Origin of the sequence: Micromonospora sp. NPDC006431 (genome assembly GCF_042870725.1) — a bacterium.
Taxonomy (GTDB): Bacteria; Actinomycetota; Actinomycetes; order Mycobacteriales; family Micromonosporaceae; genus Micromonospora.
On sequence record NZ_JBIAHQ010000006.1, the window covers coordinates 258,170 to 284,428 of the forward strand.

The window sequence follows — 26,259 nt, forward strand, 5'->3', positions numbered from 1 at the left end:
CCTGGCCCGGGCGCCTGACGGTGGCGGGACGGCGGGGAGGGTGGTCAGGCCATCAGGCCGGTGAGGAAGTCGCCGAGGCCCTGGGCGATGGCCATCAGGAGGGCGCCGATCGACTTGAACAGCTGCGCCGCGCCGTCCGGCCGGAACGCCATGAAGAAGATCAGGAAGCCGACCGCTCCCACGATCAGCAGCTTCTTCACGAATACCGGCATGGTCCCTCCCCAGGGCGCTGGTGCTTGCCTGGCTTCCCAGGGGGAAGCGGCGCAAACGGCGCCCCGGGGCGGGCGGCTACAGGTAGAGGCCGGTCGAACCGGTCGACTCGTTCTCCACCCGCTCGGCGGCGACGGCGTGCACGTCCCGCTCGCGCAGCAGCACGTACGCCCGCCCGTGCAGCTCCACCTCGGAGCGGTCGTCGGGGTCGAAGAGCACCCGGTCGCCGGCGACGATGGCGCGCACGTTCGGGCCCACCCCCATGGCGACAGCCCAGGCCAGCCGCTTGCCCACGGCTGCGGTGGCCGGGATCACGATGCCGGCGGTGGACCGGCGTTCACCCTCGCCGCCCTCGGTACGCACCAGCACGCGGTCGTGCAGCAGACGGATCGGCAGGCCGGAGTCGAGGTTCTGGTCGACGGTCACGCGAAGACGCTACCGCGTGCCCCGTGGTCGACCGTCGGCGTGGTTGATCGGCGCGGGACAGGGGCAATGTGTGGCGAACTCGCCCTAGGGTGGGGCGGACGGACGTATCCTGTCCGCCCTGTGTCGTGGGCGGACCAGATTTGCGGGAGGTGCGCTTGAGCCGCTTCGAGCGGATGCGCAGACGGCTCCGCCGTGCGTACGAGTCCGGCCGCCAGTCGGCGCGGGCCGACCGGATCGACCCCGACGACGCGCCGGGGGAGTCGGCGGTGCCCTCGCCGTCCACGCCGGGCCCGGCCGCCCCGGCCCCCGCCCCGACGGCCGGGGTGGCCCCTCCGGCGGCCCTGCACAACTCGACCACCAGCCGGGACGATGCGGACGTGCCGCACGCCCTGCGGATCGCCGCGGCCTGGTCCTGGCGGTTGATCGTGATCGGCCTCGTGGCCTGGGCGCTGCTCAAGATCGTCGGCACGATCCGCATCGTGATCATCCCGCTGGCGATCGCGCTGCTGCTCTCCGCGCTGCTCGCCCCGGCGGTCGGCTGGCTGCTCAAGGCCCACTTCCCGCGGTCGCTGGCGACCGGGGTGGTGCTCGTCGGCGGCCTGGCCGCGGTGGTCGGCACGCTGACCCTGGTGGTGAACGAGTTCATCGCGGGCGTGCCGGAGCTGAGCGACAAGTCGTCGCAGGGCGTCCGGCAGATCCAGAGCTGGCTCAAGACCGGCCCGCTGCACGTGTCCGACAGCCAGATCAACCACTACATCGACGAGGCGCAGAAGTGGATCAGCGGCAACTCCAAGACGTTCACCACTAGCGCCCTCTCCACCGCGGCCACCCTGGCCGAGGTGCTCACCGGCACCATCCTGGTGCTCTTCGCGACCTTCTTCTTCCTCCGCGACGGCAACAAGATCTGGCGGTTCCTGGTCCGGCTGCTGCCGGTGGCCGCCAGGTGGAAGGTCGACGACGCCGGCCGGGCCTCCTGGGCGACGCTGGGCGCGTACGTCCGGGCCACCGTGCTGGTCGCCTTCATCGACGCGGTCGGCATCGGGATCTTCCTGGTGATCTTCAACATCCCGTTCGCGTTCCCGCTGGCCGCGCTGGTCTTCCTGGGGGCGTTCATCCCGATAGTCGGAGCCGCGCTCTCCGGCGGGGTGGCCGTGCTGGTGGCGCTGGTCGACAGCGGCCCGGTCACCGCGCTGATCATCCTGGGCGCGGTCATCGGCGTGCAGCAACTGGAGGGGCACGTGCTCCAGCCGCTGATCATGGGTCGGGCGGTGGCCATCCACCCGCTCGCGGTGATCATCGGGATCGCCGCCGGGGTGGTCCTCGCCGGCATCGCCGGCGCGCTCGTCGCGGTGCCGCTGATCGCGGTGCTCAACACCGCGATCCGCCGGCTCGCCGCCCGGACCGTCCCGGACACCCCACCGGACGCCGTGGTGGTCGCCTCGCAGGCCCCCTGACGCGCGTCCCCCGGCTCGATCCACTCCGGGTGCGGCCGGCGCGGGGACCGTCGGAACCGCGCCGGCCGCACCCGGAGTGGCGTCAACGCCGGGCGGGGGTCAGGACTTGCCGAGGCGTTCCAGCGCGCCCCGGGCCACGTCCGGGCGGGTGGTGTACCAGAACGGCGGCAGCGAGCGCCGCAGGAACGGGCCGTAGCCGCGGGCCGTCTCCAGCCGGGAGTCGAGCACCGCCACCACCCCGCGGTCGCCGGTCGCCCGGATCAGCCGGCCGACGCCCTGGGCCAGCCGGATCGCCGCGATCGGCACGCTGACCGCCGCGAAGCCGGAGCCGCCGCCGGCGTCCACCGCCGCCGCGCGGGCGGCAGCGAGCGGCTCGTCCGGCCGGGGGAAGGGCAGCCGGTCGATCACCACCAGCTGGCAGGCGTCACCCGGCACGTCCACCCCCTGCCAGAGCGACATCACCCCGAACAGGCAGCTCTCCCGCTCCTCCCGGAACCGGCGGACCAGCAGCGGCAGCGCCTCCTCGCCCTGGAGCAGCACGGGCAGGTCGGTCCGCGCGCGGAGCAGCTCCGCCGCCTGCTGCGCGGCCCGCCGCGAGGAGAAGAGCCCGAGGGTACGCCCACCGAGCGCGCCGACCAGCGTCAGCAGTTCCTCGCCGGCCGCCTCGGGCAGGCCGGAGACGCTGGGCCGGGGCAGGTGCGCGGCGACGTACAGGATGCCCTGGCGGGCGTAGTCGAACGGCGAGCCGACGTCGAGCGAGCGCCAGCCGGGCCCCTCGGTGGCCGGCACCGTCCCGACCGCGGCGCGGCTCCCCGGAGTGCTCGCCACCGGCGCGGTGGCGGCGCCGGTACGGCCGGCAGCGGCCGCGCTGGCCAGCGCGGCGGCGGCCGGGGAGGGCGGGGCGGGCGGCGGCGTCTCCAGCCCCAGCGCCCGGGCCACCGTGTCGAACCGGCCGCCCAGCGCCAGCGTCGCCGAGGTGGCGACCACGGTGCGCTCCTCGTACAGGTGGGTGGCGAGCGTGCCGGCGACCGAGAGCGGCGCGACCACCAGGGCCCGCCGGCTGCCGTTCTCCGGCTTCTCCACCCAGGCGACGTCGTGGTCGGCCTCCTCCAGCAGCCGCTGCGCGGTGGTGGAGAGCTCGTCCAGCACCGCCTTGGCCTGCTGCTTGCGGACCGGGTCCGGGTCGTCCGACTTGATCTCGCCGATCGCCTCCAGCGCGGCCCGGGTCGCCGCGTCGAGCAGCGTGCACGCCTCCCGGAGGGGCGGCGGCAGGCCGGCGGTGAGCCGCCCGGCCGGCACCTCGGCCAGCCCCACCGCGAGGGCGTCGCCCGCCTCGGTGAGCCGCTCGGCGACCTCCGGGCGGAGCAGTGGCCGGGCCCGGCGGGCGGACCGGTCGATCAGCTCCGGGACCAGCTCCGCCTGGGCGGCGGACGACACCCGGTCGGCCAGCTCGTGCGCCTCGTCGACGACCAGCAGCTTGTGCGGCGGCACGATGTGCCGGCCGGCCAGCATGTCGACGGCGAGCAGGCTGTGGTTGGTCACCACGATGTCCGCCTCGCGGGCCCGGGCCCGCGAAGCCTCGGCAAAGCACTCCTGGCCGAACGGGCAGCGGGTGGCGCCCACGCACTCCCGGGCCGGCATCGAGACCGACCGCCACACCTGGTCGTCGACGCCCGGGTCGAGCTCGTCCCGGTCGCCGGTGGCGGTCTCCTCCGCCCAGTCGCGCAACCGCTGCATCTGCTTGCCGAGCCGGCCCGCCTCGCCGAGCCACTTGGTGCCCCCGCCGGGCCGGGGTGTGTCGAAGAGGGTGTCTTCCGGCTCCTCCTCGACCGAGTTGTCCAGCCGGGCCAGGCAGAGATAGTGGTGCCGGCCCTTCAGCACCGCGAAGGTGGGGCGGCGGCCGAGCAGCGGCTCCACCGCGTCGGCCAGCCGGGGCAGGTCGTGGTCGACCAGCTGGGACTGCAACGCCAGGGTGGCGGTGGAGACCACCACCGGGCCGTCCACGGCCAGCGCCGGGGCCAGGTACGCCAGCGACTTGCCGGTGCCCGTGCCGGCCTGCACGAGCAGGTGCTCGCCGGAGGCGATGCTCCGCTCGATCGCCTCGGCCATCTGCTGCTGACCGGGCCGGGTCGCGCCCCCGGGGACCGCGCCGACCGCGGCGGCCAGCAGCTCGCCGCCGCCGGGCCGGGTGCCCCGACGTTGCTTTCTGACGGCGGGACCGGTGGCGGCAGGGGGCGGGGTCACCGTGCGACCGTACCCGCCGCCGCCGACAGCGGTCCCGCCCGTCCGCCGCGTGGCGCGATCCGGCCGGGTCGCGTCCGGTTACCTGCCGATCGCGTCGCGTGGCCGGAATCGGTTAGGGTGCCAGTCATGCCGAGCGACGTGGTCCGCGTGATCTACCGCAAGTACGACGGCAGCGCCCACCGCGACTACCCCGCCCGCCGGCTCGCCGAGGACGACCTCGGCGTCTGGCTCGGCGTACCGGCCGGCACCGAATCGGTCTACCACGGCCGGCCCTCGGTCGAGCAGATCCCCTTCGTCCTGCTGGTGCCCCGGCACGCCTGGTGGACCGGGATGTTCAACCCGCCGCCGCGGACCAGCGAGGTCTACTGCGACATCGCCACCCCGGCCCGCTGGCAGGGCGACGAGACGGTCCACCTGATCGACCTCGACCTGGATGTGGTGCGCCGCCGCGAGACCGGCGTGGTCGAGCTGCGCGACGAGGACGAGTTCGCCGAGCACCGGGAGCGGTTCGGCTATCCGGACGACCTGGTCGTCGAGGCTGAGGCGGCCGCCCGCTGGCTGTTCGGCGCGCTCGGGGACGGCACCGAGCCGTTCGCCACGTCGTACCGGAAGTGGCTGGCCCTGGTGGTCTGAGCCGGCTCACGAGTGCGGCGGCCAGCCGGTCTGCGCCCCCACCGCCGGCAACTGCGCCACCTTCTCCGGATTGAGCTGGTTGAACACGCCCGTGATCCGGCCGTCGTGCACCGCGAACGAGGTGACCACGCGGATCGGCCGCCCGTCCCGGAACACCGTCTCCGCCTGCCAGCCGAGCGCGCCGTCGACCAGCACGGGTCGGGCGAGGACGCGGTCGCCGTACCGGCTCGCCTGGCCGAAGAGCCCGAGGACGAACCGGGCCACCGCCTCGGCGCCGACCACCGGCCGGCGGGCCGCCGGGAAGTGCCCGCCGCTGTCGCCGATCAACACCACGTCCGGGGCGAGCACCCGGACCAGCCGCTCCAGCTCGCCGGACTCCACCGCGGCGATGAACGCGGCGAGCACCCGCTGCTGCTCGGCGAGGTCGGCGGTGTGCCGGGGGACATCCGGCGCGGCCACCGCCCGGCGGGCCCGGGAGGCGAGCTGCCGAGCCGCGACGGTGGTGGTGCCGAGCACGTCCGCGACCGTGGCGAACGGCACGGCGAAGACGTCGTGCAGCACGAACGCCACCCGCTGCTCCGGGCTCAGCCGCTCCAGCACCACGAGCAGGGCGGTGCCGAGCTGGTCGGCGCGGACCGCTCGCTCGGCCGGGTCGGGAGCGAACCCGTCCGCCGCGGGCACGTCGGTCACCACCGGCTCCGGCAGCCACTGACCGGGGTACGCCTCCCGGCGTACCCGGGCGGAGCGGAGCACGTCCAGGCAGATCCGCGAGCAGGTGGTGGTCAGCCAGCCGCGCAGCTCGCGGATCTGGGCGCGGGCGGCCGGATCGGCGAACGCGCCCGCGTACCGCAGCCAGGTCTCCTGGACGGCGTCCTCGGCCTCGCTCCGGCTGCCCAGCATCCGGTGGGCGACCGCCATGAGATGGCCGCGCTCCGCCTCGAACTCCGCCGCCAGGTCCGTCACGGCCGCTCCCTCCCGTCGGGGACCACATTCTCCCCATACCTCTGGACGACCCACCGCCCCGAAACGTGACACCTTCGCTGTCCCGCCGCGTCCCCCCGCCCTGCCCACGGCCGAGATCCACCCAACTTCGCGGGCCCTCGGCAGCGCTGCGAGGCGTTGGGTGCCGGGCTGGTCAGCCACCCAGCAAGATCCGCACTAGGTCACGGAAGATGCTGCTTCCGGCACGCCGGAAGCACCTCTTTCCCTGAAAGTGTGTGGATCTTGGCGCGGGGCGCGGGGCGCGGGGCGCGGGGCGCGGGGCGCGGGGCGCGGGGCGCGGGCGCGGGGCGCTCGGGAGGCGGGGATGGGTGAGGTGGGTGAAGATCGGGGGATGAGCGGAGTCGATGAGGTGGTGCGGCCCGCGGGCGGCCCGATGCGGGAGCTGCTGCGGGTGGCGCCGGATGGCCGGGCCGTGGACCTCGCGGGCATCGATCCCCGGTCGACGCCGGGGCTGCCCCCGGCGGCCGGGAGCGGGCGCGGGCCCAAGGAGTGGGCCCGTAGGCAGGTCGGTTTGCTCGGTGTGGCGCTCGGCCGCCAGCAGGAGATGCTGTACGCCGAGGCGAAGGGCGCCGCCGGTCCGGAGGCGCCGACCAGCGCCCCGACCCAGGCCGGCGCCCACCTGGGTGGGGGTCGCCCGCGCCGGGTGCTGCTGGTGCTCCAGGCCATGGACTGCGGCGGCAAGGACGGCACGATCAAGCGGGTGGCCGGCGCGATGAACCCGCTCGGCCTGCACATCCGCTCGTTCGGCCCGCCCACGGCAGAGGAGTTGCGGCACGACTTCCTGTGGCGGATCCAGCGGGCCCTGCCGCCGCCCGGGTATGTCGGGATCTTCAACCGCTCCCACTACGAGGACGTGCTGATCGCCCGGGTCGAGTCGCTGGTCGACGAGGCCACCTGGCGGGGGCGCTACGACGCGATCAACGCCTTCGAGCGGGAGCTGACCGACGACTCGGTCACCCTGGTGAAGGTGATGCTGCACATCTCGTACGCCGAGCAGGGCGAGCGGCTGATGGAGCGGCTCACCGACCCGACGAAGTACTGGAAATACAACCCGAGCGATCTTGACACTCGGGCCCGCTGGGACGACTACCAGGCCGCGTACGCCGAGGCGCTGCAGCGGTGCGGCGCGGACGCCGCGCCCTGGTTCGTGGTGCCGGCGGACCGGAAGTGGTACCGCGACTGGGCGGTGGCTCACCTGCTCCGGGAGACGTTCGACGCGCTGGATCTGGGGTATCCGCCCGCCGACTTCGACGTCCAGCGGGAGCGCGACCGGTTGCGGCGTGAGGGCCCGAGAGGGTCAAGGTGAACGGAAGGTGAACGAGCGGTAAATCACCCCTGACCAGGGGTGGGCCGAAGGATGCCCCGTTACTCCGGGTACCTAGCATGCGCAGAGCGGACGCCCTCCGGGGCGGCGGCCACCCCTTCCACCGACACGACGAGGTCCGTGCTGTGAAGTTTTCCTTCCGTCCCACCGAGGGCGCCTTCTACGAGCTCTTCACCAGGGCCGCGCAGAACCTGGTGCGGGGTACCGAGCTCCTGAACGAGTTGGCGCTGCCCGGCGTTGACGTGCAGTCGGTCAGCGAGCGGCTGACCGAGGTCGAGCACGACAGCGACCAGATCACCCACGAGCTGTTCAAGAAGATCAACTCCACCTTCATCACCCCGTTCGACCGGGAGGACATCTACCGTCTGGGCTCGCTGCTCGACGACGTGATGGACCACCTGGAGGCGGTCGGCAACCTGCTCTACCTGTACGGCCTGACCAAGCTCCCCGCCCTTCCGCGCGAGCTGCACGAGCTGGTGAACGTGCTGGACCAGCAGGCCAAGCTGACGGCCGACGCCATGCCGCAGCTGCGGTCGATGAAGAACCTCGAGGCCTACTGGATCGAGTGCAACCGCCTCGAGAACGACGGTGACCAGGCGTACCGGATGCTGCTCGTCCGCCTCTTCTCCGGCGAGTACGACGCGCTGACCGTGCTGAAGATGAAGGAGGTGGCCGACGAGCTGGAGGCCGCCTGCGACGCCTTCGAGCACGTGGCCAACACCGTCGAGACCATCGCGGTCAAGGAGTCCTGATCCCGTGACTCCCGAACTCATCGCCGTGCTGGCGGTGATCGTGGCCGCCATGGCGTTCGACTACACGAACGGCTTCCACGACGCGGCCAACGCGATCGCCACCAGCGTCTCCACCCGGGCGCTGACCCCCCGGGTCGCCCTCGCCCTGGCCGCCGTCGGCAACTTTGTCGGCGCGCACTTCGGCGCCGGGGTCGCCAAGACGGTCGGCGACGGCCTGGTCACCCTGCCCACCGGGGTGACCAGCCTCGGGGTGGTCTTCGCCGGCGTGCTCGGCGCCATCGCCTGGAACCTGATCACCTGGTACTTCGGTCTCCCGTCGTCCTCCTCGCACGCCCTGTTCGGCGGCCTGGTCGGGGCGACCCTCTTCGCCGCCGACGGCGTCGTGCAGTGGGGCAACATCGTCAAGAAGGTCATCATCCCGATGGTGCTCTCGCCGGTGGTCGGCCTGGTGCTCGGCTTCCTGGTGATGCTGGCGATCCTCTGGCTCTTCCGGAAGGGCCAGCCCGCCAAGCTGAACCGGGGCTTCCGCTGGGCGCAGACCCTCTCGGCCGCCGCCATGTCGGTCGGTCACGGCATGCAGGACGCCGCCAAGACCATGGGCATCATCGTGCTGGCCCTCTACACCGGTGGCTACCAGTCCGACAAGACCCACATCCCGCAGTGGGTGTTCTGGACCTCGGCGGCCATGCTCGCGGCCGGCACCTACGCGGGTGGCTGGCGGATCATCCGTACCCTCGGGCGGAAGATCATCGACCTGGGCCCGGCGGAGGGCTTCGCCGCCGAGACGGTGGCCAGCGCGGTGCTGTACTTCAACGCCCTGGTGCTGAAGGCCCCGATCTCCACCACCCACACGATCACCTCGGCGATCATGGGCGTGGGCGCGACCAAGCGGCTCTCCGCGGTCCGCTGGAACGTGGCCGGCAACATCGTGATCGCCTGGATCATCACGTTCCCGGCGTCGGCGGCCATCGCCTGCCTGGCGTACCTGCTGGTCCGCCCGCTGTTCTGAGGCGACGTGGGGAGGGCTCCCGGCCACCGGGCCGGGGGCCCTCACGCGTAGGCGACGCCGATCCGGGCCCGGATGTCGTCCAGCAGGGCCATCACCTCCAGGGTGGCGGCGTGCGGCACCAGCGGGCTCTCGATCAGCCCGGCGGCCAGGCAGCGCTGCACCTCGACGGCCTCGTGCTGGTAGCCGCCGCCGGTCAGGTCCGCCGGGACGGTCTCCGGCTCGGCGCCGGGCCGGTGCAGCACCGCCGCGCCCGGCCGGTAGAACGGCTCGGGCAGGTCGATCCGGCCGGTGGTGCCGGTGATCGACGCGGTGATCGCGGTGGCGCCGATCATCCCGCAGCTCAGCGCCGCCACGGCGCCGCTGTCCCAGCCGAGCACCAGGCCGGTGTTCTCGTCCACCCCCTCGGGGCTCAGCTTCGCCCAGGCGTGCACGTGCTGCGGCACGCCGAGCAGCAGGTGGGCCAGGCTCACCGGGTAGACCCCCAGGTCGAGCAGGGCGCCGCCGCCCAGCGTCCGGGCCCGCATCCGGTGCTCCGGCGGGAACGGCCCGGCCAGGCCGAAGTCCGCCCGTACGTGGGTCAGCTCGCCGATCGCCCCGTCCGCGATCAGGTCGAGGACCCGGAGGATCAGGGGGTTGGTCCGCATCCACATGGCCTCCATCAGGAAGCGGCCACGGGCCCGGGCCGTCTCGACCAGCTCGGTGCTGGTCGCCACGTCGAGGGTGCACGGCTTCTCCACCAGCACGGCCTTGTCGCCGGCCAGGCAGGTCATGGCCGCCTCGTGGTGGGCGGCGTGCGGGGTGGCCACGTAGATGACGTCCAGGTCCGGGTCCGCGGCCAGCTCCGCCCAGGAGGCGTACGCCCGGGGCACGCCGTGCCGGGCCGCGAACAGTTCCGCGCTCTCCGGGGTACGCGAGCCGACCGCCACCAGCTCCGCCCCCGGCACCAGCCGCAGGTCCTCGGCGAAGCGCCCGGCGATCTGTCCGGTGGCCAGGATTCCCCAACGCGTCATGGCGGCACGCTATCCCGCCCTCCCGCGCCGCCGGAGAATCGATCCACTGGTCGGGAACTAGGCTCGCGGGATGACCAGCCACGGTTTCGCCGCACCTCCCGCCCTGGTGGAGCACGCCCGCCGGTTCCGCGCCGAGGGCGGCGTGCCGGCCGTGCCCCGGGTCGCGGCCACCGTGCTGCTGCTCCGCCCGGCCGGCCCCGACTTCGAGGTGTACGTCATCCGCCGGGTCGCCGCGATGGCCTTCGGCGGCGTGTACGCGTTCCCCGGCGGCGGGGTGGACCGCTCCGACTCGCAGGCGCACCTGGACTGGGCCGGCCCCGAGCCGGCCGAGTGGGGTGGCCGGCTCGGCCTCGCCCCGGACGCCGCCCAGGCGGTCGTCTGCGCCGCCGCCCGGGAGGTCTTCGAGGAGGCCGGCGTGCTGCTGGCCGGTCCGGACGCGGCGACCGTGGTGGGTGACGTGAGCGGGGACGACTGGGAGGCCGCCCGGCAGGACCTGGTGTCCCGCCGGGCCGGCTTCGCCGACCTGCTGGCTGGCCGCCGGCTCACCCTCCGGTCCGACCTGCTGCTGCCGTGGAGCCGCTGGATCACGCCGGAGTTCGAGCCGCGCCGCTTCGACACGTACTTCTTCGTGGCCCTGCTGCCGGCGGGGCAGCGGACCCGGGATGTCTCCGGGGAGGCCGACCACACCATGTGGATCCGCCCGGCGGAGGCCCTGGCCCGGGCGGAGGCCGGCGAGCTGACCATGCTCCCGCCCACCCTGGTCACCCTGGCCCAGGTCGCCGCCACCGGAGACCTGGCCGGCGTGGCCCGGGCCGCGGCGACCCGCGACCCAGCCACGCCGGTGACCCCCCGCCTCGACCTCCCCGAGACCGGCGAGCCCCGCTTCCTCCTCGACTGACCCGGGTACGCCGAGGGGCGCCGGTCGAGGTCGACCGACACCCCTCGCGGGCCGGGATCAGCGGCTCAGCCGAACCGGCCGGTGATGTAGTCCTCGGTCTTCTTCATGCTCGGGTTGCTGAAGATCTTCTGGGTGTTGTCGTACTCGATCAGCCGGCCCGGGTCGCCGGTCTTCTCGATGGAGAAGAAGGCGGTCCGGTCCGACACCCGGGCGGCCTGCTGCATGTTGTGCGTGACGATGATGATGGTGAACTTGTCCTTGAGCTGGAACATCAGGTCCTCGATGGCCAGCGTGGAGATCGGGTCGAGCGCCGAGCAGGGCTCGTCCATCAGCACCACCTGCGGCTCGACCGCGATCGTGCGGGCGATGCAGAGCCGCTGCTGCTGACCGCCGGAGAGGCCGGCGCCCGGCTTGCCGAGCCGGTCCTTCACCTCGTCCCAGAGGTTCGCCGACCGGAGCGCCTTCTCGGCCGCCTCCTCCAGGATCGACTTCCGCTTCACCCCGTTGAGCCGCAGCCCGGCCACCACGTTCTCGAAGATGCTCATGGTGGGGAACGGGTTGGGCCGCTGGAAGACCATGCCGATCATCCGGCGGACCGCGGTGACGTCGACGTCCCGGTCGTAGATGTCCTGGTTGTCGATGGTCAGGCTGCCCTCGACCCGGGCGCCCGGCAGCACCTCGTGCATCCGGTTGATCGACCGGAGGAAGGTGGACTTGCCGCAGCCGGAGGGGCCGATCAGGGCCGTCACCGTCTTCGGTTCGACGGTCAGGTTGATGTTCTCGATCGCCTTGAAGGCGCCGTAGTAGGCGGTGACGTTGGTGGCTTCGATGCGCTTGGCCATGGTGGTGGTACCTCCGGGATTCATCGGCCGAGCCGGTTGCGGCGGGCCAGCAACTTCGCCGCGACGGTCAGGATGAGGACGAGGGCGACCAGGGTCAGCGCTGCGGTCCACGCCCGCGCCGGCGAGTACTTCGAGGCCTCGCCGGCCTGCTGGTAGACGAAGAGAGCCAGCGACGACTGGTTGTTCTCGAAGGGGTTGAAGTTGATCGCCGCGCCGCCACCGGCGACGAGCAGCACCGGGGCGGTCTCACCGGCGGCCCGCGCGATGGCGAGCATCACACCGGTGACGATGCCCGGCAGTGCCGTCGGCAAAACAACCCGCAGGATGGTCTTCCACTTCGGCACGCCGAGCGCGTACGCGCCCTCGCGCAGCGGAGCCGGGACGAGGCGGAGCATCTCCTCGCTGGAGCGGACCACGGTGGGCAGCATGAGCACGCTCAGCGCCAGCGCGGCGGCGAAGCCGGAGAAGCCCGGCCGGCCGTCGTTGAAGAACGGCGAGACGATCAGCACCCAGAAGGCCAGCACGAACAGGCCGGTGACGATCGACGGGATGCCGGTCATCACGTCCACGAAGAAGCGGATGGTGAAGGCGAACCGGCCCCGGCCGTACTCGACCACGTAGATCGCGCAGAGCACGCCGAGCGGGACGGTGATCAAGGTGGCGATGCCGGCCTGCTCCAGCGTCCCGACGATGGCGTGGTACGCGCCGCCGTTCGCGTCCCGGGCCCCGATGTTGTTCATCGAGGTGAGGAAGAAGTTGCCGTCCAGCCGCTCGGCGCCCTTGCTGACGAGGGTCCAGACCACCGAGGCCAGCGGCAGCACCGCCAGCACGAAGGCGGAGTGGATCAGCGCGCTCCAGGTCCGGTTGCGGGCGGACCGGCGGCCCTCCACCGCGTTCGTGGCTAGGTAGAGGCCGGCCAGGTAGAGCAGCGCGCCGACGACCACCACCAGGACCGGGCCGCCGATGCCGGCGCCGTACACGATCCCGGCGGCGACCAGCAGGGCCACGACAGCGATGGCGGGCGCGGCGTACCGCGGAAGCCGCTTTGCCCGCAGCGTGACCGGCTGTGCCGGGGGCTGCGGGCGGTGGGAGGTGACGGTGGTGGTCATGCGGCCGACTCCGTGAACTCGCGGCGGCGGTAGATGATCGCGCGGGCGGTGATGTTGACGATCAGCGTGATCGCGAAGAGCACCAGGCCGGAGGCGATCAGCGCGCCCCGACCGGTGTCGTTCGCCTCGGCGAACCGGTTCGCGATGTTCGCGGCGATGGAGTTGCCGCCGCTCTGCAGGATGTTGAACGAGATGGCGTACGTCGAGCCGAGGGTCAGCGCCAGGGCGATGGTCTCGCCGAGCGCGCGGCCCAGGCCGAGCATCACCGCGGCGATCACGCCCGGCCGACCGTACGGGAGGACAGCGGTCCGGACCATCTCCCAGCGGGTGGCGCCCAGGGCGAGGGCGGCCTCCTCGTTGGCCGTCGGGGTCTGCCGGAAGACCTCGCGGGAGAGCGAGGTGATGATCGGCAGCACCATGATCGCCAGCACCACCGAGCCGAGCAGGACTGAGCTGCCGTACGGGCCGTCGCCGAAGATCGGGATCCAGCCGAAGTAGCGGTTGAGCCAGGCCGACAGGTCGGCGACCGGCTGGGCGAAATAGTCCCGGCCCCAGAGCCCGAAGACCACGCTGGGCACGGCGGCCAGCAGGTCGATCAGGAAGCCGAGGCCGTTGCCGAGCCGGCGGGGGGCGTAGTGCGAGAGGTAGAGGGCGATGCCCAACGCGACCGGCACCGCCATGAGCAGCGCGAGCAGCGCGGTGAGCACGGTGCCGAAGGCGAGCGCGCCGATGCCGAACTTCGGCGGGTTGTCGTTCGGGAACCAGCCCTCGAAGGTCCAGAAGGACTCGGTGTTCGCCCGCAATGCCGGTACGGCCTTGGCGATCAGGAAGATCGCGATCGCCGCGATGACGACCAGGACGGCGGTGCCGGCGGCCAGGGCCAGGCCACGGAACGCCCGTTCCGCACCGAAGGCCCGGGCCCGGGGCAGCGCCCCGCCGCCGCCCAGGCCGGGTTCGCTGTTACCAGGGATGCCGGAGGTCTCGGCCACACGCGCCGAGGCACCGGCCGGTCCCTCGTGGCTCGTGGCCACGCGGGTCCCGCCGGTGCCGGCGTGCGCCGAGCGGTGAGGGGTATCACCCATCTGCTCGCTCGCTTCGTATCGAGAAGGTGGTGTCGGTCAGCGCGTCAGGCGAGGCTCTTGACCGCGGTCTCGACCTTGGCCCGGACCGAGTCCGGCAGCGGGGCGTAGCCCAGCTCGACCAGGTCCTGCTGGCCCTCGGCGCTGGCCGCGTGGGTCAGCAGGCCCTTGACCAGCGGCAGCTTGTCGGCCGCGAGGCCCTTGCTGCAGACGATCTCGTAGGTCACCAGGACGATCGGGTACGCCCCGGCCTCCTTGGTGTTGTAGTCGATCGACATCTTGAGGTCGTTGCCCTGGCCCTCGATCTTGGCCCCGGCGATGGCCTTGCCGGCCGAGTCGGCGGTGAGCTCGGCCCACTCGCCGGCACCGTTCTGGACCTTGGCCTTCTTCAGGCCGGAGTTCTCGGCGTACGACCACTCGACGTAGCTGATGGTGCCCTCGGTGCTCTTGACCTTGCTGGCCACACCGTCGGACTTGGCCGCGCCGACGCCGCCCGGCGCCTTCCAGGCCTTGGCGTTGCCGAAGGTCCAGTCCGCCTCAGCGGTCTTGGAGAGGTACTTGGTGAAGTTGTCGGTGGTGCCCGACTCGTCGGAGCGGTGCACCGCCTGGATCGCGGTCGACGGCAGCTTGGCGTCCGGGTTGTCGGCCTTGATCGCCGGGTCGTCCCACTTGGTCACCTTGCCGGCGAAGATCTGCGCCAGGGTGGCCGGCTTGAGCTGGAGGTTGTCCACGCCGCCGACGTTGTAGACGATGGCCACCGGGCCGATCACCATCGGCAGGTTGAGGGCCTGGCCGCCGACGCACTTGGCGTCCGCCTGCGGCTGCTCCTCCGGCTTGAGGGCGGAGTCGGACCCGGCGAAGTCGGCGGTGCCGGCGATGAAGGCCTGGATGCCGGCGCCCGAACCGCTGGGCTCGTAGTTGATCGTGGTGCCCGCGCACTTCTGCTGGTACGCCTTGATCCACTCGGCCATCGCGTTCTTCTGCGCGGAGGAGCCCTGCGCGTTCAGGGTGCCCGTGGCGCAGTCGGCGGCAGCGGCGGAGCCGGAGGCGGAGGTGCCACTCGGCGCGTTGTTGTCCGAGCCGCAGGCGCTGAGGCCGAGCACCGCGGTGAGTGCGAGGCAGGCGATGGCGCCGTGGCGCTGGAGCTTCACCTGAGGGGTTTCCCTTCACGTCTTTGTCAGGTCGCCCGGTCCGGGAGGCCGGGTGCCGGCGCTGACCGGCTGAAGATGAAGCTAGAAGTGCCAGGTAGACGGTTCGCCGGTCAGAAGTGAACGGAAGATGAACAGGCTCGCTCCGTGAAACGACGGCCCGCTGAGTGCGTGTTGTCCATTACATGAACTGGCGGGGAGGTGTCCCCTTTATCGCCATACGTCGGGCGGGGCGTGATCGCCCCGGAACCTCCCCGTGATGGTCCCGTGATACGTCTCGTCCGGTCCTGGAGACCGGCCGACGAGGGGGCATGGTGCCGGCCGCCGACGTGGGCCGCGACGCGGTCAGCCGAGCTGGTAGTTGACGTGCGCGGACCAGCGGGCGAAGCCGAGCCGCTCGTAGAGGGCGACCGCGCTGGTGTTCGAATCGTCCACATAGAGCATGACCCGGTCCAGCCCACGTCGGTCCCGCAGGTAGGCCAGGCCGGCGGTGGTGAGCGCCCGGCCGAGCCCGCCCCGGTGCGCGGCCGGGGACACCCCGAGCACGTAGACCTCGCCGATCGGGGCCGAGCCCGGCCGCTCGTGCACCTTGGTCCAGTGGAAGCCGAGCAGCCGGCCGGTGGACGACTCCACGGCGAGCAGGAAACCGGCCGGGTCGAACCACGGCTCGGCCAGGCGTACCCGCAGGTCCGCCGCGGTCCACCGACCCTGCTCGGGGTGCTCGGCGAAGGCGGCGTTGTTGAGCGCCAGCCACGCCTCGTCGTCCTTGCCGGGGCGGAAGGCGCGCAGTTCGACGCCGTCCGGCAGCACCGGCTCGGGCAGGGCGGCGGCCAGCGGGCGGCGCAGCTGCCAGAGCACCCGGGCGCGGGTGAAGCCCAGGTCGACCGCGAGCGCCGCGGCCGACGGGTGGTCGCCGTGGGCCCAGGCGCGCAGCGGCCCGGAGGCCGCGGCCAGCACACCTCGGGCCAGCGCCCGCCCGGTGCCGCGCCGCCGGTACGTCGGATGCACCACCATCTCCACCCCGATGCCGTTGGCCGGGTCGGTCGTGTCGAGGTGGGCGTACCCGGTCAGGGTGTTGTCGGTGGCCCGGGCGGTGAGGTGCACGGCGGGCGCCGCCGGCTCCCGCAGCCGGAGCAGCACGTGCTCGTCGAGCGGGTCGGCGCCGTCGGCGTCCCCGGCGACCCGGGCCAGTGCCAGCACCTCGGCCACCTCGACCGGCGCCAGCCGGTCGGCGCGGACGACACGGTCAGCGGTCGGCTCGGTGCTGCTCATGCCGACGCCTCGCTGCGCTCGGCGTCGGCATGAGGCACCACGGAGCTGTGCTGATGATTCGCTCGCTGTCGCTCGCTCATGCCGACGCCTCGCTGCGCTCGGCGTCGGCATGAGGCACCACGGAGCTGTGCTGATGATTCGCTCGCTGACGCTCGCTCATCCCGTCACGGTAGCGGGCGGCGGGTCGCCGATCATCCCCGACGCGGGCACCGGCCCGTGGTGATCCTCACGTGGTCCCGGTGGGCAGGGCCTCCAGTTGGAACCGGCGCAGCAGCTCGGGCAGCAGGTACTGCAGGGCCTCGACGGTGCCCGACCGGTCGCCGCCGGCGTCGTGCATCAGCACGATCGAGCCGGGCTCGGTCTGGGTCAGCACCGTCTCGGTGATCTGCGAAGCGCCGGGCATCTGCCAGTCCACCGGGTCCACCGCCCAGTGCAGCGGGACCATGCCCAGGTCCTCGGCGACCGACACCAACCCGGACGTCCAGGCGCCCCCGGGCTGCCGGTAGTAGGCGACCCGCGCGTTCGGCACCGCCGCCCGGATCGCCGCGTCGGTCCGCAGCAGGTCGTCCCGGATCGTCCCCGGCGATCGGTCGCCCAGGCTCACGTCGTGGTTCCAGGAGTGGTTGCAGAGGGTGTGCCCCTCGGACACGATCGCCTGGACCAGGTCCGGGTGGCTGTCCACGTTCTCCCCCACCACGCAGAAGGTGGCCTTCACCCGGTACTCCCTGAGCAGGGCGAGCACCTGCGGGGTGTACTGCGGGTCGGGTCCGTCGTCGAAGGTCAGCGCGACCCGCGACGACCCGGTGGTGACCATGGCGCCGTACGGCCCGTCGCCGGCACCCGGCTTGCGGTCCCGCTGGGACGGGCTCGGGCTGGCGGACGGCGAGGGGGAGGGTCGGGTGGTGACGGGTGGCTGATCGGCGTAGTGCGTGGCGTTGACGTTGGCGGTCGCCCCGGTGGGCGGGGGTTCCAGTTGGGCCATCAGACTGTGGCCGATCGCGAACGCCGAGCCGAGCAGCGCGGCCAGCACCACGGCCACGGTCGTGACCCGGCGGATTGCCTTGGGCGACATCAGCGGCACCGCCCGTCGGGCTCGCTGTGTCGGCCTGTCGTCTTGTCCCTGATCCCCGTACGCACGGTGCCCCCTTCGCCCGAATTTGGCTCAGACTAAATCCGGCCAAGGGTGCAAAAGGGTCAGAAGGGAGGAAGTCTCACGGAAGGGGGAAAGTGGAGACGTTTCCTATCAGACGGGCAGCGGAGCGGGCTCCGACTCCGGCAGCGAGCGCGACGGCGGCACGACGAACTTGTAGCCCACCTGGCGTACGGTGCCGATCATCGACTCGTACTCCGAGCCCAGCTTGGCGCGCAGCCGTCGGACGTGCACGTCGACCGTCCGGGTGCCGCCGAAGTAGTCGTACCCCCAGACCTCGCGGAGCAGCTGGTCGCGGGTGAACACCCGGCCCGGGTGCTGGGCGAGGAACTTCAGCAGCTCGAACTCCTTGTAGGTGAGGTCGAGCGGGCGACCCTTGAGCTTGGCCGCGTAGGTGTCCGGGTCGATGGTGAGCTCGCCGGCCCGGATCGAGCCGCCGGCGCCGGCCGTCGCGTTGCTGAGCCGGCCGACCGCGAGCCGCAGCCGGGCCTCCACCTCGGCCGGTCCCGCCCCGGCCAGGATGACGTCGTCCACGCCCCAGTCGGCGTTGAGCGCGATCAGCCCGGCCTCGGTGACCACGGCGACCAGCGGCACCCCCAGCCCGGTGGCGTGCAGCATCCGGCAGGTCGCGCGGGCCTCGCTCAACTCGGAACGGGCGTCCACCAGGACGGCGTCCGGGGTCGGACCGGACACTAGCGTGCGGACGTCGCGGGGCGCGGTCCGGACCGAGTGCGGCAGCAGGTCGAGCGCCGGCAGCACCGCCGATGGTTCCCCTGCCCGCGCGGTCACCAGCAGCAGGATCTCCACACGATCACCTCCGTCCCGGCGGCCTCGGCCGCGCGCGACCAGCGACACTCCCGGTAGCGGGTGGCGCTGCGAATTTGCGTGGGTCCCGGCGTCGCTGACGGGCGACTAACGGCTTGAGCGTAACGGATCGACCGGTCCACGCTTCCGCAAGATTTCCCGTTTGCCCGATCTGCCCCCGATCGCGGCTCAGGTTTTAACGTTGCCGAAACCGTGACCTCCGCCGGAGCCGCCGGGTCTGGCACGATCGGGGCGTGTTTCCCTCGACCTCGCCGGACACGGGCCGTGACCCGTGGGCCGACGACACGCGTCCGGGGCCGGCCGGCCCTTCCCGTGGCTACCCGCCGGGTCCGCGCACCGGTCCGGCCGACGGCGGGGAGCGGGGCGAGCGGACGGGCCCGCGCCGGCTCCGCAAGGGCGGCCCGGGGCGGCGCCCGGACCCCGAGTCCGCCGACGAGGTCGCGGAGGAGGTGCCCCCGGTCCCGGTACGCCGGCCGCTGGCGCTGACCGTCGCGGGCTTCGCCGCGCTGCTCGGCGTCGGCCTGGTGCTCGGCGCGCAGACCGCCGGCCCGGGGCACCGCATGCCCTTCGCGTTCATCATCTTCGGCGTCCAACTGCTCTTCGTGCTCGCCTGGACGATGGCCATGCGCCCGCCCGCGCTGCTGGTGGTCGCGCTGGTCAGCGCCGGGGTGGCCGCGGTCGCCGACGCCGCGGCGGTGCAGACGGAGATCGCCGGCCTGGCCCCGCTCGGGTACGCCGCCGCCGGTGGCTTCGTGCTCGGCGTGCTCGGCCAGCTCGTCCGCCGGGTGGACCGGGTCCGGGTGACCGACTCGCTCGGCAGCACCCTGCTGATCGTGGTGGGCGTGGTCGCGTTCGCCAGCCTGATCGTGCTCAGCCGGATCCCGAAGGGCACCCAGGCGATGACGGTCTGCCTCACCGCCACCGGCGTCGCGCTCCTGGTGGCCCGGCTGACCGACGCGGTGGCGCCCTGGCCCCGGCTCGCCCCCCAGGTGCCCCGGGGAGCCGCCGGCGTGGTCGTGGGCGCCATGCTCGGCACCCTGACCAGCGCGGTGTTCGGCAGCTACCTGGTCGGCTTCACCCCGACCAGCGCCGCCCTGGTCGGGCTGGTCACGGCGGCCACCGCCGTGCTGGCCGACCTCGCCGTCGGATACGCCGAGGCGGGCCGGCTGATGGCCGGCGAGCCGCCCACCATGTGGATCGCCCGCCACATGCAGGGGCCGCTGGGCGGCTTCGCGCTCGCCGCGCCGGCCGCGTACGCCATGTGCGTGCTCTTCCTCTGAGCGTGCGATTGGGGATTCCACGCCTCGGGTAAGTACCGTTGCGCCGCGAGACGGCGCGCGGCCGCGAGGGTCCCGCGCCGCCAGGCGGCGAACCGGCGAGGACAGGAGGCGGCGTGGCAGAGGCGTACCCGGCGTACGAGGACCGGCCCCGGCGACGGGGCCGCAAGGTGCTGATCGGTTTCGTCGTCCTGCTGTTGGTCCTGGCCGGGCTGCTGGTGGTCGCCGACCGGGTGGCCGCCGGGGTGGCCGAGCGCGCCATCGCCGACCAGGTGCGGCAGGAGGTCGCCAAGCAGGACGTGCAGTCCGCGCCGCCGAAGGTCGACGTGGGCGGCTTCCCGTTCCTCACCCAGGTGGCCGCCGGCAGGTACCAGCACATCTCGATCGTGCTGACCGACGTGCAGGGCTCCGTGCAGGGCGACGCGGTCAGCGTGCCGCGGCTCGACGTGGATGCCCGCAACGTGACGGCGTCGCTGGACACCCTCCGCTCGGGGCGGGGCGACGTGATCGCCGAGAGCGTCGACGGTCGCGCCACCGTCGCGTACGACAGCCTGGCGAAGATGCTCGACCGGCCGGGGCTCACCCTCGGCGAGCGGGACGGCAAGCTCACGGTCACCGCTCCGGCGGACATCCTCGGTGTGAAGCTCACCGTCCACGGCACCGCCGACCTGACGGTCGCCGACGGCAAGGTGGCGCTGCGGTTCAACGAACTGACCGCCGACGGCCTGCCGAACCTGCCGCTGGCGAAGACGTTGCTGGCCAACTACGCCAGGAGCATCTCGGTCAAGGTGCCCCTGCCGGCGCTGCCGTTCCAGCTCAGCGTCCGCAAGGTGGAACCGAGGCCGGAGGGCCTGGTGGTCACCGCCAACGCGCAGCACGTGCCGATCAACTCCGCCGGCTGACCGGCTGGGCAGCGCCTCAGTCAACCGACGAATCCCTGCTCACGGCCCGACCACCGGTCGGGCCGTCGGCGTTCTCCGGGCCCGTGCCGCGTCCCGGATGCTGGTCGGACCGGTGGCGTCGGCCGGAGCGGCTGGTAGTCTCCCTCCTCATGGGGACGCTCCTCACCAAACGGCGCGCGGTCGACCTGTGCCGCGTGGCCACCTGCCTGTGTCGCCCCGTCATCTGACGGCGGGGCTGTCCTCGGCCGCCTAGCGGCCACCGGCACGCAGGGTCCGCGTACCCTCCGGTGTTCCCTTGATCGCCCGGCAGCGGCGCCGTCGCACGTACCCGTGATCCGTTCCTAGCTCTGGGTCCCGCGCGTGGTGCGACAACTACCGACTTCGATCTCCGCGCGCAGGCTCACCATCCGTCCTCACCAGGGAGTGATCTGATGAGTCGCGACACCGCACTCGTCTCGGCCGAGTGGGCCGAGAAGAACATCGACGCCCCGGGCGTCGTCTTCGTCGAGGTCGACGAGGACACGTCGGCCTACGACACCGGCCACATCGCCGGGGCGATCAAGCTCGACTGGAGGACCGACCTCCAGGACCCGGTGCGCCGGGACTTCGTCAACAAGGCTCAGTTCGAGGCGCTGCTCTCCGAGCGGGGCATCGCCAACGACGACGCCGTCATCCTCTACGGCGGCAACAACAACTGGTTCGCCGCGTACGCGTACTGGTACTTCAAGCTCTACGGCCACCGCGACGTCAAGCTGCTCGACGGCGGCCGCAAGAAGTGGGAGCTGGACGCCCGCCCGCTGGTCTCCGACCGGGTGGAGCGCCCGAAGACGCAGTACGTCGCGAGCGAGCCGGACACCTCGATCCGCGCCTTCCGCGACGAGGTGGTCGACGCGATCGGCACCAAGAACCTGGTCGACGTGCGCAGCCCCGACGAGTACGCCGGCCGGCTGCTCGCCCCCGCCCACCTGCCGCAGGAGCAGGCCCAGCGGGCCGGCCACGTGCCGACCGCGATCAGCGTCCCGTGGTCCAAGGCGGCCAACGAGGACGGCACCTTCAAGTCCGACGACGAACTGCGCAGGATCTACGCGGACGCCGGGCTGGACGACAGCCGGGAGACCATCGCGTACTGCCGGATCGGCGAGCGCTCCTCGCACACCTGGTTCGTCCTGCAGGAGCTGCTCGGCCACCGGAGCGTGAAGAACTACGACGGTTCGTGGACCGAGTACGGCTCGCTGGTCGGCGTGCCGGTCGCGCTCGGCGACGAGCCCGGGGAGGCGTGATCGAGATGACTGTTCCGACCGCAGCAACGGCTCCCACTGCCGCCGGTTGCGCCGCCCCGGACCAGGCCGCGCCGTTGCCGGCCAGCCTGGACCTGGAGAAGGAGACCGTCATCACCGGCCTGGTGAAGGCCGAGTCCGGCGAGGTCGTGCCGGGCGCGTACGTCCGGCTGCTCGACTCGACCGGCGAGTTCACCGCCGAGGTGGTGACCTCCCCGGCCGGCCAGTTCCGGTTCTTCGCCGCGCCGGGCACCTGGACCCTGCGGGCGCTCTCCCGACACGGCAACGGCGACACCGCCGTCGCCGCCGCCCGCGGGATCAACGAGGTGACCGTCACGGTCGCCGCCTGACCCACGCTGTGACCGGCCCGTGGCCCGTCGCCCTACCCCCCAGGGCGGCGGGCCACGGGCCGTTCCGGGGCGCTCCTGCCCGGCCTGGCCCGCTCGGGTCGGGACTGATCGACTGCGGGTCGGCGCTGTGGTGGGGTCCGCGGCCGTGGGACACCACCAGATCGGCGATCTGGCCCCGCCAGCCCGGCCGTGCTGGGCACGTGGGAGAGCGCACGCGGGTGGCGGTGCGGTCGCCGCCGCATGACACGATGGCCCGGTGAGTGGTGCTGTCCAGGCGGGCTACGCCCCGCCGACCCGTCCCGACCAGCCGGCCCCCGGCCGGCGTCGGCTGCGTTGGCTGGTGGCCGTGGCGGTGGCGTGGGCGGTGCTGCTCGCGGGGCTGACCTGGTGGTCGGTGCGCCATGACCCGCCGACCGTGAAGGAGCAGCGCAGCCTGGGCCAGGCGATTCCGGTGGTGGCCGGCGCGGTGGGGCGCCTGGTGGCCGCCGTGGACGGCGAGGCCTGGGAGTTGACCCCGGCCCAGGTGCGCCGGGGTTGCCGGGTCACCCCGCTGGCCGACGGGACGGCACTGACCCGGGGCCTGGACGTGCTGGTCGCCGCCGGCGCCGAGCAGGCCCTGCTGGAGCGGGTGGCGCAGCGGCTGCCGGCCGACTGGCGGGCCGGGGTCCACGTCGAATCGGGCCGTCCCCGGTTGCGCGCCGACGCGGGGGAGTTCGTGGCGGTCGACGGGCGGGTGGTGGCCGACGGGCGGGTCCGGCTCTCCGCCGCGACCGGCTGCCGGCCAGCCGACACCGAGTACGCCGAACTGCTGCCTGGACAGGCCGTCGGGCCGGAGCTGACAGCGGCACTGCGGGCGCTGGGGCGCGCCGAGCCGCCGGTCCCCGAGGTGGTCATGGTGCCATGCCCCGGGGGCAAGGCCGCCCAGACGATCAGCGTGGTGGCCGGAGCCACGCCGGGGTCGCTGGCGCCGCTGCGCCCGCTCGGCGCCGCCGTGGTCGACCGTCCCGACGGGTACGCGTACCGGACCGGGCGGGTCGTCGTGCTGGCCGACGCCACCGGTGACCGGCTCCGGCTGGCCGCCTCGACCGGCTGCGCCGGCTGACCCGTCCTGTTGCGGGCCGCCCCGACCGGAGCGGGCCGCCCTGACCGCGTGGCCGTCAGTGGCCGCGGCTCTCGTCGTGCGGGCTGCGGCTGCGGCCCAGGGCGTCCACCCGGCCCCACCGGCCGGGGATGTCGAGCACCTCCACCCGGCCCATCCCCTCGGGGAGGGCGGGGTCGATGATCAGGTGCTCACCCTGCGGCTCCAGGCCGAGCATCACCCGGAGCAGCAGCAGCGGAGTACCGGAAGACCAGGCCTGCGGGCTGCACGCGGTGGGGTACTGCACCGGGTAGTCGGTGAGGTCCCGCTCGTAGCCGGCGAACGCCTCCGGGAGCCGCCCGTCGAAGTAGCGGGACGCGCTGAGCATGGCGTCGCAGATCCGGCCGGCCTCCTCCCGGAAGCCGTACCTCATCAGGCCCCACGCGATGAACGAGTTGTCGAACGGCCAGACCGTGCCGACGTGGTACCCGATCGGGTTGTACCGGCCCTGGTCGTCCGCGAGGGTACGCACCCCCCACCCGGAGAAGAGGCGCGGCCCGAGCAGGTGCCGGGCCACGGCGGCCGCCCGTGACTCGTCCACGATGCCGCTCCACAGCAGGTGGCCGATGTTGGAGGAGAGGGCGTCGACGTGCCGCCCCTCCGGGTCCAGGGCCAGCGCGTAGTACTCCTTCTCGGGGATCCAGAAGTCCCGGTTGAACCGCTCCTTGAGCGCCGCCGCCTCGCGTTCCAGCTGGTCGGCGTACGCGGGGTCGTTCCAGAACGTCCGGGCCAGCCGGGCGCCGCGCAGCTTGGCGTCGTACGCGTACCCCTGGAGTTCGCAGGTGGCCCGGGGGAACGCGGGCAGCCGGCCGTCGGCGTAGGAGACGGAGTTCCAGGAGTCCTTCCAGCACTGGTTCTGCAGGCCGGTCTCCGGGTTGCGGGTCATGTACCAGACGTATCCGGTGCCGAGCAGGTCGCCGTACGTGTCGATCCAGCTCAGCGCCGCCCGGGTCTCGTGCTCCAGTTGCCGGATCAGCGTGGTGTCCCCGGTCCACCGCTCGTACTCGTCGAGCAGGATCACGAAGAGCGCGGTGGAGTCGGCCGAGCCGTAGTACGGGGAGTGCGGCTGCTCGAGGAAGCCGGCGGTCTCCCCGTACCGCAGCTCGTGCAGGATCTTGCCGGGCTCCTCGTCCCGGAAGTCGTCCAGCCGGCTGCCCTGCAGGCCGGCCAGCATGAGGATGGTCGGTGGGACCAGCTCGGGCAGGAAGGGCAGCACCTGCAGCGAGGTGAAGATGCTGTCCCGGCCGAACAGGGTCATGAACCAGGGCAGGCCGGCGGCGAGCAGCCGTACCCCCAGCGCGATCGACTCGTACCGGAGGGCGGCCAGGTCGTTGAGGCTGCGCCGGTACGCCCCGGCCAGCGGCTGGCAGTCGCAGCCGAGTTTCGGGGCCTGCTCGATCAGCTCGTTCTGCTCGGCATGGATCGCCGCGGCGGTGCGGTGCCCGCCCAGCGGCAGGGTGGTCCGGATGTCCTCACCCCGGGCGCCGTAGATGATCGTGGTGACCTGCAGCCGGGTGGTCCACTCGCCGTGCGGACCGACCCGGATCCGGAAGGTCATGCCGCCCTCGTCGATGTCGCCCGGCGCGCTCGTGCTGATCACGGTCTCCCGGTGCAGATTCTCCCGCCGGTAGACGAGCCGAAGCTCGTTCGTCCCGGCGCCCGGGGTGGTGCGGCCCTTCTTCTGCCGCTGGTGCTTGATCTCGAAAACGTCCGCGAAGTCGGCGCCGACGTCGAGCCGGAGATTGAACTCCTGCTCCTGCCCGGCGTGGTTGAGCACGGTCAGCTCCTCCCCGAAGCTGCCGCCGATCGACCGGCTGCGGAGCACCGAGACCTTGGCGTCGAGGTAGTGCGTCGGCTCGCCGGGGACCAGGAAGAACCGGGTCCCGTACGACTGGGAGTCGTCGATGGAGAGCGGATGCAGCCGCTGGCCGTCGAGGGTGAGTACCCAGGTCGAGACGAACCGGGTGTCGAAGGAGAACAGCCCGGTGGGGAAGTCGAAGGACGGCTCGATGTCGCCGCGCTCGTCGCTGACCAGGAAGGTGTTGCCGTCCAGGATGCTGACCCGCGTCATTCCGACCGTCCGGCCTGCTCACGGACGACCTCGCGGGCCACCTCGCGGGGGTCCCGGGTGCCGGGCGGGTCGGGGAAGAACCGGCGGAAGAGGAGGAACAGCAGCACGTTGCCGCTGAGCGTGGCCTCGTTGCGGAACACCGCCGCGAGGGCCGACTCGCGTCCGTCGGCCAGTTCCTCGAACAGGTCGGCGCCGACCGTGAAGGTGGCCTCGGCCGGTCGCTGCTCCCGGCTCACCTGGGCCGATCCGGGCGCCAGCTCCACGTACCAGTGCTCGGTGCGGTTGCCGGTGGTCAGGTCGATCTGGAGAGTGCCGGCGGTGGGGCCACGCAGCACCGCCGGGGCACGCCTCGGCAGCGCCGCGAAGAACTGCTCGGTCGCCTGGCCCACATCCGAATCGTAGGCAGCAGCCGGACATGTCGGGCCAGTATCGGCTCTCCACCCAAGACGGACATTCTCCCGGGTCGGCCGGGAGGCCGTCAGTAGACCAGCGCCTGCGCGCCCTCGGCCATCGTCTCCTCGACGAAGACGGCCGCGCCGGCGATGCGTACGCCGGGGATGACATCGCCCTGGCCGATGTCCCGCCGGGCGGCGCACTGCGTGCAGGCGGTGACCTTGCCGGTGGCCAGGATCACGTGCAGCAGCTCGGCCAGCGGCGCGGAGTGCGGCAGCTCGAACTCCTGCGCCCGCCCGGGCAGCGCGAACCAGGTCGACTCCCCGGTGAGCCAGAGCGACACGTCGACCCCGGCGGCCGCCGCCGTGGCGGCGACGGTGAAGGCCTGGGCGCAGCGCTCGGGAGCGTCTGCCCCGGCGGTGGCCTTGACGACGAGAGTACGGGCCATGGCGCCCAGCATAGGA

General features: G+C 72.8%; 27 protein-coding genes. 12 read left to right on the forward strand and 15 right to left on the reverse strand.

Annotation, left to right across the window (positions count from 1 at the left end; translation table 11 throughout):
- Nucleotides 1–44: 44 nt before the first annotated feature.
- Nucleotides 45–212: a hypothetical protein gene (locus ACFYM6_RS14415; RefSeq protein ID WP_387275453.1), complete on the reverse strand. Its 168-nt coding sequence runs from the start codon at nucleotides 210–212 to the stop codon at nucleotides 45–47.
- 76 nt (nucleotides 213–288) lie between these two features.
- The gene (locus ACFYM6_RS14420) at nucleotides 289–636 is read right to left on the reverse strand and encodes a GroES family chaperonin (protein WP_387275455.1); all 348 of its coding nucleotides are present in this window, start codon (nucleotides 634–636) and stop codon (nucleotides 289–291) included.
- 155 nt (nucleotides 637–791) lie between these two features.
- Here ACFYM6_RS14420 and ACFYM6_RS14425 point away from each other — a divergent pair, with 155 nt between their 5' ends.
- Complete coding sequence (locus tag ACFYM6_RS14425) at nucleotides 792–2,090, forward strand: AI-2E family transporter (protein WP_387275456.1); 1,299 nt, start codon at nucleotides 792–794, stop codon at nucleotides 2,088–2,090.
- A gap of 99 nt (nucleotides 2,091–2,189) precedes the next feature.
- Here the strand turns inward: ACFYM6_RS14425 and ACFYM6_RS14430 are convergent, their stop codons facing one another.
- Complete coding sequence (locus tag ACFYM6_RS14430; protein ID WP_387275458.1) at nucleotides 2,190–4,334, reverse strand: ATP-dependent DNA helicase; 2,145 nt, start codon at nucleotides 4,332–4,334, stop codon at nucleotides 2,190–2,192.
- A gap of 126 nt (nucleotides 4,335–4,460) precedes the next feature.
- Between ACFYM6_RS14430 and ACFYM6_RS14435 the strand changes: the two genes are divergently transcribed.
- Nucleotides 4,461–4,967, forward strand: coding sequence for a DUF402 domain-containing protein (locus ACFYM6_RS14435; RefSeq protein WP_387275460.1), 507 nt, complete (start codon nucleotides 4,461–4,463; stop codon nucleotides 4,965–4,967).
- A 6-nt stretch (nucleotides 4,968–4,973) separates the two neighbouring features.
- Here the strand turns inward: ACFYM6_RS14435 and sigJ are convergent, their stop codons facing one another.
- Entirely contained in the window at nucleotides 4,974–5,930 is a 957-nt protein-coding gene (gene sigJ, locus ACFYM6_RS14440; protein WP_387275462.1) for an RNA polymerase sigma factor SigJ, read from the reverse strand.
- Nucleotides 5,931–6,300: 370 nt separating this feature from the next.
- Between sigJ and ACFYM6_RS14445 the strand changes: the two genes are divergently transcribed.
- From ACFYM6_RS14445 to ACFYM6_RS14455, 3 genes are all read left to right on the forward strand, one after another.
- Complete coding sequence (locus ACFYM6_RS14445; protein WP_387275464.1) at nucleotides 6,301–7,275, forward strand: PPK2 family polyphosphate kinase; 975 nt, start codon at nucleotides 6,301–6,303, stop codon at nucleotides 7,273–7,275.
- A 143-nt stretch (nucleotides 7,276–7,418) separates the two neighbouring features.
- Nucleotides 7,419–8,045, forward strand: coding sequence for a DUF47 domain-containing protein (locus ACFYM6_RS14450; RefSeq protein WP_387275466.1), 627 nt, complete (start codon nucleotides 7,419–7,421; stop codon nucleotides 8,043–8,045).
- Between the two features lie 4 nt (nucleotides 8,046–8,049).
- Nucleotides 8,050–9,054 (forward strand): anion permease, encoded by a 1,005-nt coding sequence (locus tag ACFYM6_RS14455; protein WP_387275468.1) that lies wholly within the window; start codon nucleotides 8,050–8,052, stop codon nucleotides 9,052–9,054.
- Between the two features lie 41 nt (nucleotides 9,055–9,095).
- On the opposite strand, the gene ACFYM6_RS14460 is transcribed toward ACFYM6_RS14455, so the two are convergent.
- Complete coding sequence (locus tag ACFYM6_RS14460; protein WP_387275470.1) at nucleotides 9,096–10,064, reverse strand: Gfo/Idh/MocA family protein; 969 nt, start codon at nucleotides 10,062–10,064, stop codon at nucleotides 9,096–9,098.
- A 70-nt stretch (nucleotides 10,065–10,134) separates the two neighbouring features.
- Here ACFYM6_RS14460 and ACFYM6_RS14465 point away from each other — a divergent pair, with 70 nt between their 5' ends.
- Complete coding sequence (locus ACFYM6_RS14465) at nucleotides 10,135–10,962, forward strand: NUDIX hydrolase (protein WP_387275472.1); 828 nt, start codon at nucleotides 10,135–10,137, stop codon at nucleotides 10,960–10,962.
- Between the two features lie 65 nt (nucleotides 10,963–11,027).
- On the opposite strand, the gene pstB is transcribed toward ACFYM6_RS14465, so the two are convergent.
- The 7 genes from pstB to ACFYM6_RS14500 form a co-directional block, all read right to left on the reverse strand.
- The gene (gene pstB, locus ACFYM6_RS14470; RefSeq protein WP_387275474.1) at nucleotides 11,028–11,804 is read right to left on the reverse strand and encodes a phosphate ABC transporter ATP-binding protein PstB; all 777 of its coding nucleotides are present in this window, start codon (nucleotides 11,802–11,804) and stop codon (nucleotides 11,028–11,030) included.
- A gap of 20 nt (nucleotides 11,805–11,824) precedes the next feature.
- A complete protein-coding gene (gene pstA, locus ACFYM6_RS14475; RefSeq protein WP_387275476.1) occupies nucleotides 11,825–12,913 on the reverse strand; it encodes a phosphate ABC transporter permease PstA in 1,089 nt (362 codons plus the stop codon).
- Nucleotides 12,910–13,995, reverse strand: coding sequence for a phosphate ABC transporter permease subunit PstC (gene pstC / locus ACFYM6_RS14480; protein ID WP_387275478.1), 1,086 nt, complete (start codon nucleotides 13,993–13,995; stop codon nucleotides 12,910–12,912). The genes pstA and pstC overlap by 4 nt, the downstream gene beginning before the upstream one ends.
- A 44-nt stretch (nucleotides 13,996–14,039) precedes the next feature.
- Nucleotides 14,040–15,143, reverse strand: coding sequence for a phosphate ABC transporter substrate-binding protein PstS (gene pstS, locus ACFYM6_RS14485; RefSeq protein ID WP_073837890.1), 1,104 nt, complete (start codon nucleotides 15,141–15,143; stop codon nucleotides 14,040–14,042).
- Nucleotides 15,144–15,485: 342 nt separating this feature from the next.
- Entirely contained in the window at nucleotides 15,486–16,412 is a 927-nt protein-coding gene (gene mshD / locus ACFYM6_RS14490) for a mycothiol synthase (RefSeq protein ID WP_387275480.1), read from the reverse strand.
- 226 nt (nucleotides 16,413–16,638) lie between these two features.
- Nucleotides 16,639–17,484: a polysaccharide deacetylase family protein gene (locus tag ACFYM6_RS14495; RefSeq protein WP_387275482.1), complete on the reverse strand. Its 846-nt coding sequence runs from the start codon at nucleotides 17,482–17,484 to the stop codon at nucleotides 16,639–16,641.
- A gap of 171 nt (nucleotides 17,485–17,655) precedes the next feature.
- Entirely contained in the window at nucleotides 17,656–18,369 is a 714-nt protein-coding gene (locus tag ACFYM6_RS14500) for a response regulator transcription factor (RefSeq protein ID WP_357443449.1), read from the reverse strand.
- Between the two features lie 251 nt (nucleotides 18,370–18,620).
- Here ACFYM6_RS14500 and ACFYM6_RS14505 point away from each other — a divergent pair, with 251 nt between their 5' ends.
- The 6 genes from ACFYM6_RS14505 (at nucleotide 18,621) to ACFYM6_RS14530 (ending at nucleotide 23,295) form a co-directional block, all read left to right on the forward strand.
- Nucleotides 18,621–19,667 carry a hypothetical protein gene (locus ACFYM6_RS14505; protein ID WP_387275484.1) on the forward strand — a complete coding sequence of 349 codons (1,047 nt, stop codon included), beginning with the start codon at nucleotides 18,621–18,623 and terminating at the stop codon, nucleotides 19,665–19,667.
- Between the two features lie 113 nt (nucleotides 19,668–19,780).
- Nucleotides 19,781–20,566, forward strand: coding sequence for a DUF2993 domain-containing protein (locus tag ACFYM6_RS14510; RefSeq protein WP_387275486.1), 786 nt, complete (start codon nucleotides 19,781–19,783; stop codon nucleotides 20,564–20,566).
- A gap of 149 nt (nucleotides 20,567–20,715) precedes the next feature.
- Entirely contained in the window at nucleotides 20,716–20,793 is a 78-nt protein-coding gene (locus tag ACFYM6_RS14515; RefSeq protein WP_311202345.1) for an Ms5788A family Cys-rich leader peptide, read from the forward strand.
- Between the two features lie 204 nt (nucleotides 20,794–20,997).
- A complete protein-coding gene (locus ACFYM6_RS14520; protein WP_387275488.1) occupies nucleotides 20,998–21,846 on the forward strand; it encodes a sulfurtransferase in 849 nt (282 codons plus the stop codon).
- 5 nt (nucleotides 21,847–21,851) lie between these two features.
- Complete coding sequence (locus ACFYM6_RS14525) at nucleotides 21,852–22,193, forward strand: DUF1416 domain-containing protein (RefSeq protein WP_357443455.1); 342 nt, start codon at nucleotides 21,852–21,854, stop codon at nucleotides 22,191–22,193.
- 256 nt (nucleotides 22,194–22,449) lie between these two features.
- Nucleotides 22,450–23,295 carry a hypothetical protein gene (locus tag ACFYM6_RS14530; protein ID WP_387275491.1) on the forward strand — a complete coding sequence of 282 codons (846 nt, stop codon included), beginning with the start codon at nucleotides 22,450–22,452 and terminating at the stop codon, nucleotides 23,293–23,295.
- Between the two features lie 55 nt (nucleotides 23,296–23,350).
- Here the strand turns inward: ACFYM6_RS14530 and ACFYM6_RS14535 are convergent, their stop codons facing one another.
- The 3 genes from ACFYM6_RS14535 to ACFYM6_RS14545 all read right to left on the reverse strand — a co-directional run bounded on the left by ACFYM6_RS14535 (nucleotide 23,351) and on the right by ACFYM6_RS14545 (nucleotide 26,255).
- Nucleotides 23,351–25,402, reverse strand: coding sequence for a glycogen debranching N-terminal domain-containing protein (locus tag ACFYM6_RS14535; protein WP_387275493.1), 2,052 nt, complete (start codon nucleotides 25,400–25,402; stop codon nucleotides 23,351–23,353).
- On the reverse strand, nucleotides 25,399–25,791 hold the full coding sequence (locus ACFYM6_RS14540; RefSeq protein ID WP_357443461.1) for an SCP2 sterol-binding domain-containing protein: 393 nt from the start codon (nucleotides 25,789–25,791) through the stop codon (nucleotides 25,399–25,401). The genes ACFYM6_RS14535 and ACFYM6_RS14540 overlap by 4 nt, the downstream gene beginning before the upstream one ends.
- Nucleotides 25,792–25,880: 89 nt before the next feature.
- Nucleotides 25,881–26,255, reverse strand: coding sequence for a DsrE family protein (locus tag ACFYM6_RS14545; protein WP_073834485.1), 375 nt, complete (start codon nucleotides 26,253–26,255; stop codon nucleotides 25,881–25,883).
- Nucleotides 26,256–26,259: the final 4 nt, after the last annotated feature.

What these genes read in the sequence shown, in the direction of transcription:
- pstB (WP_387275474.1), bottom strand. Translation starts at nt 11,804, where the DNA reads ATGGCCAAGCGCATCGAAGCCACCAACGTCACCGCCTACTACGGCGCC.
- ACFYM6_RS14495 (WP_387275482.1), bottom strand. Translation starts at nt 17,484, where the DNA reads ATGTCGCCCAAGGCAATCCGCCGGGTCACGACCGTGGCCGTGGTGCTG.
- ACFYM6_RS14465 (WP_387275472.1), top strand. Translation starts at nt 10,135, where the DNA reads ATGACCAGCCACGGTTTCGCCGCACCTCCCGCCCTGGTGGAGCACGCC.
- ACFYM6_RS14415 (WP_387275453.1), bottom strand. Translation starts at nt 212, where the DNA reads ATGCCGGTATTCGTGAAGAAGCTGCTGATCGTGGGAGCGGTCGGCTTC.
- ACFYM6_RS14515 (WP_311202345.1), top strand. Translation starts at nt 20,716, where the DNA reads ATGGGGACGCTCCTCACCAAACGGCGCGCGGTCGACCTGTGCCGCGTG.
- ACFYM6_RS14520 (WP_387275488.1), top strand. Translation starts at nt 20,998, where the DNA reads ATGAGTCGCGACACCGCACTCGTCTCGGCCGAGTGGGCCGAGAAGAAC.
- ACFYM6_RS14435 (WP_387275460.1), top strand. Translation starts at nt 4,461, where the DNA reads ATGCCGAGCGACGTGGTCCGCGTGATCTACCGCAAGTACGACGGCAGC.
- ACFYM6_RS14525 (WP_357443455.1), top strand. Translation starts at nt 21,852, where the DNA reads ATGACTGTTCCGACCGCAGCAACGGCTCCCACTGCCGCCGGTTGCGCC.
- pstA (WP_387275476.1), bottom strand. Translation starts at nt 12,913, where the DNA reads ATGACCACCACCGTCACCTCCCACCGCCCGCAGCCCCCGGCACAGCCG.
- ACFYM6_RS14545 (WP_073834485.1), bottom strand. Translation starts at nt 26,255, where the DNA reads ATGCTGGGCGCCATGGCCCGTACTCTCGTCGTCAAGGCCACCGCCGGG.
- pstC (WP_387275478.1), bottom strand. Translation starts at nt 13,995, where the DNA reads ATGGGTGATACCCCTCACCGCTCGGCGCACGCCGGCACCGGCGGGACC.
- ACFYM6_RS14460 (WP_387275470.1), bottom strand. Translation starts at nt 10,064, where the DNA reads ATGACGCGTTGGGGAATCCTGGCCACCGGACAGATCGCCGGGCGCTTC.
- ACFYM6_RS14535 (WP_387275493.1), bottom strand. Translation starts at nt 25,402, where the DNA reads ATGACGCGGGTCAGCATCCTGGACGGCAACACCTTCCTGGTCAGCGAC.
- mshD (WP_387275480.1), bottom strand. Translation starts at nt 16,412, where the DNA reads ATGAGCAGCACCGAGCCGACCGCTGACCGTGTCGTCCGCGCCGACCGG.
- ACFYM6_RS14445 (WP_387275464.1), top strand. Translation starts at nt 6,301, where the DNA reads ATGAGCGGAGTCGATGAGGTGGTGCGGCCCGCGGGCGGCCCGATGCGG.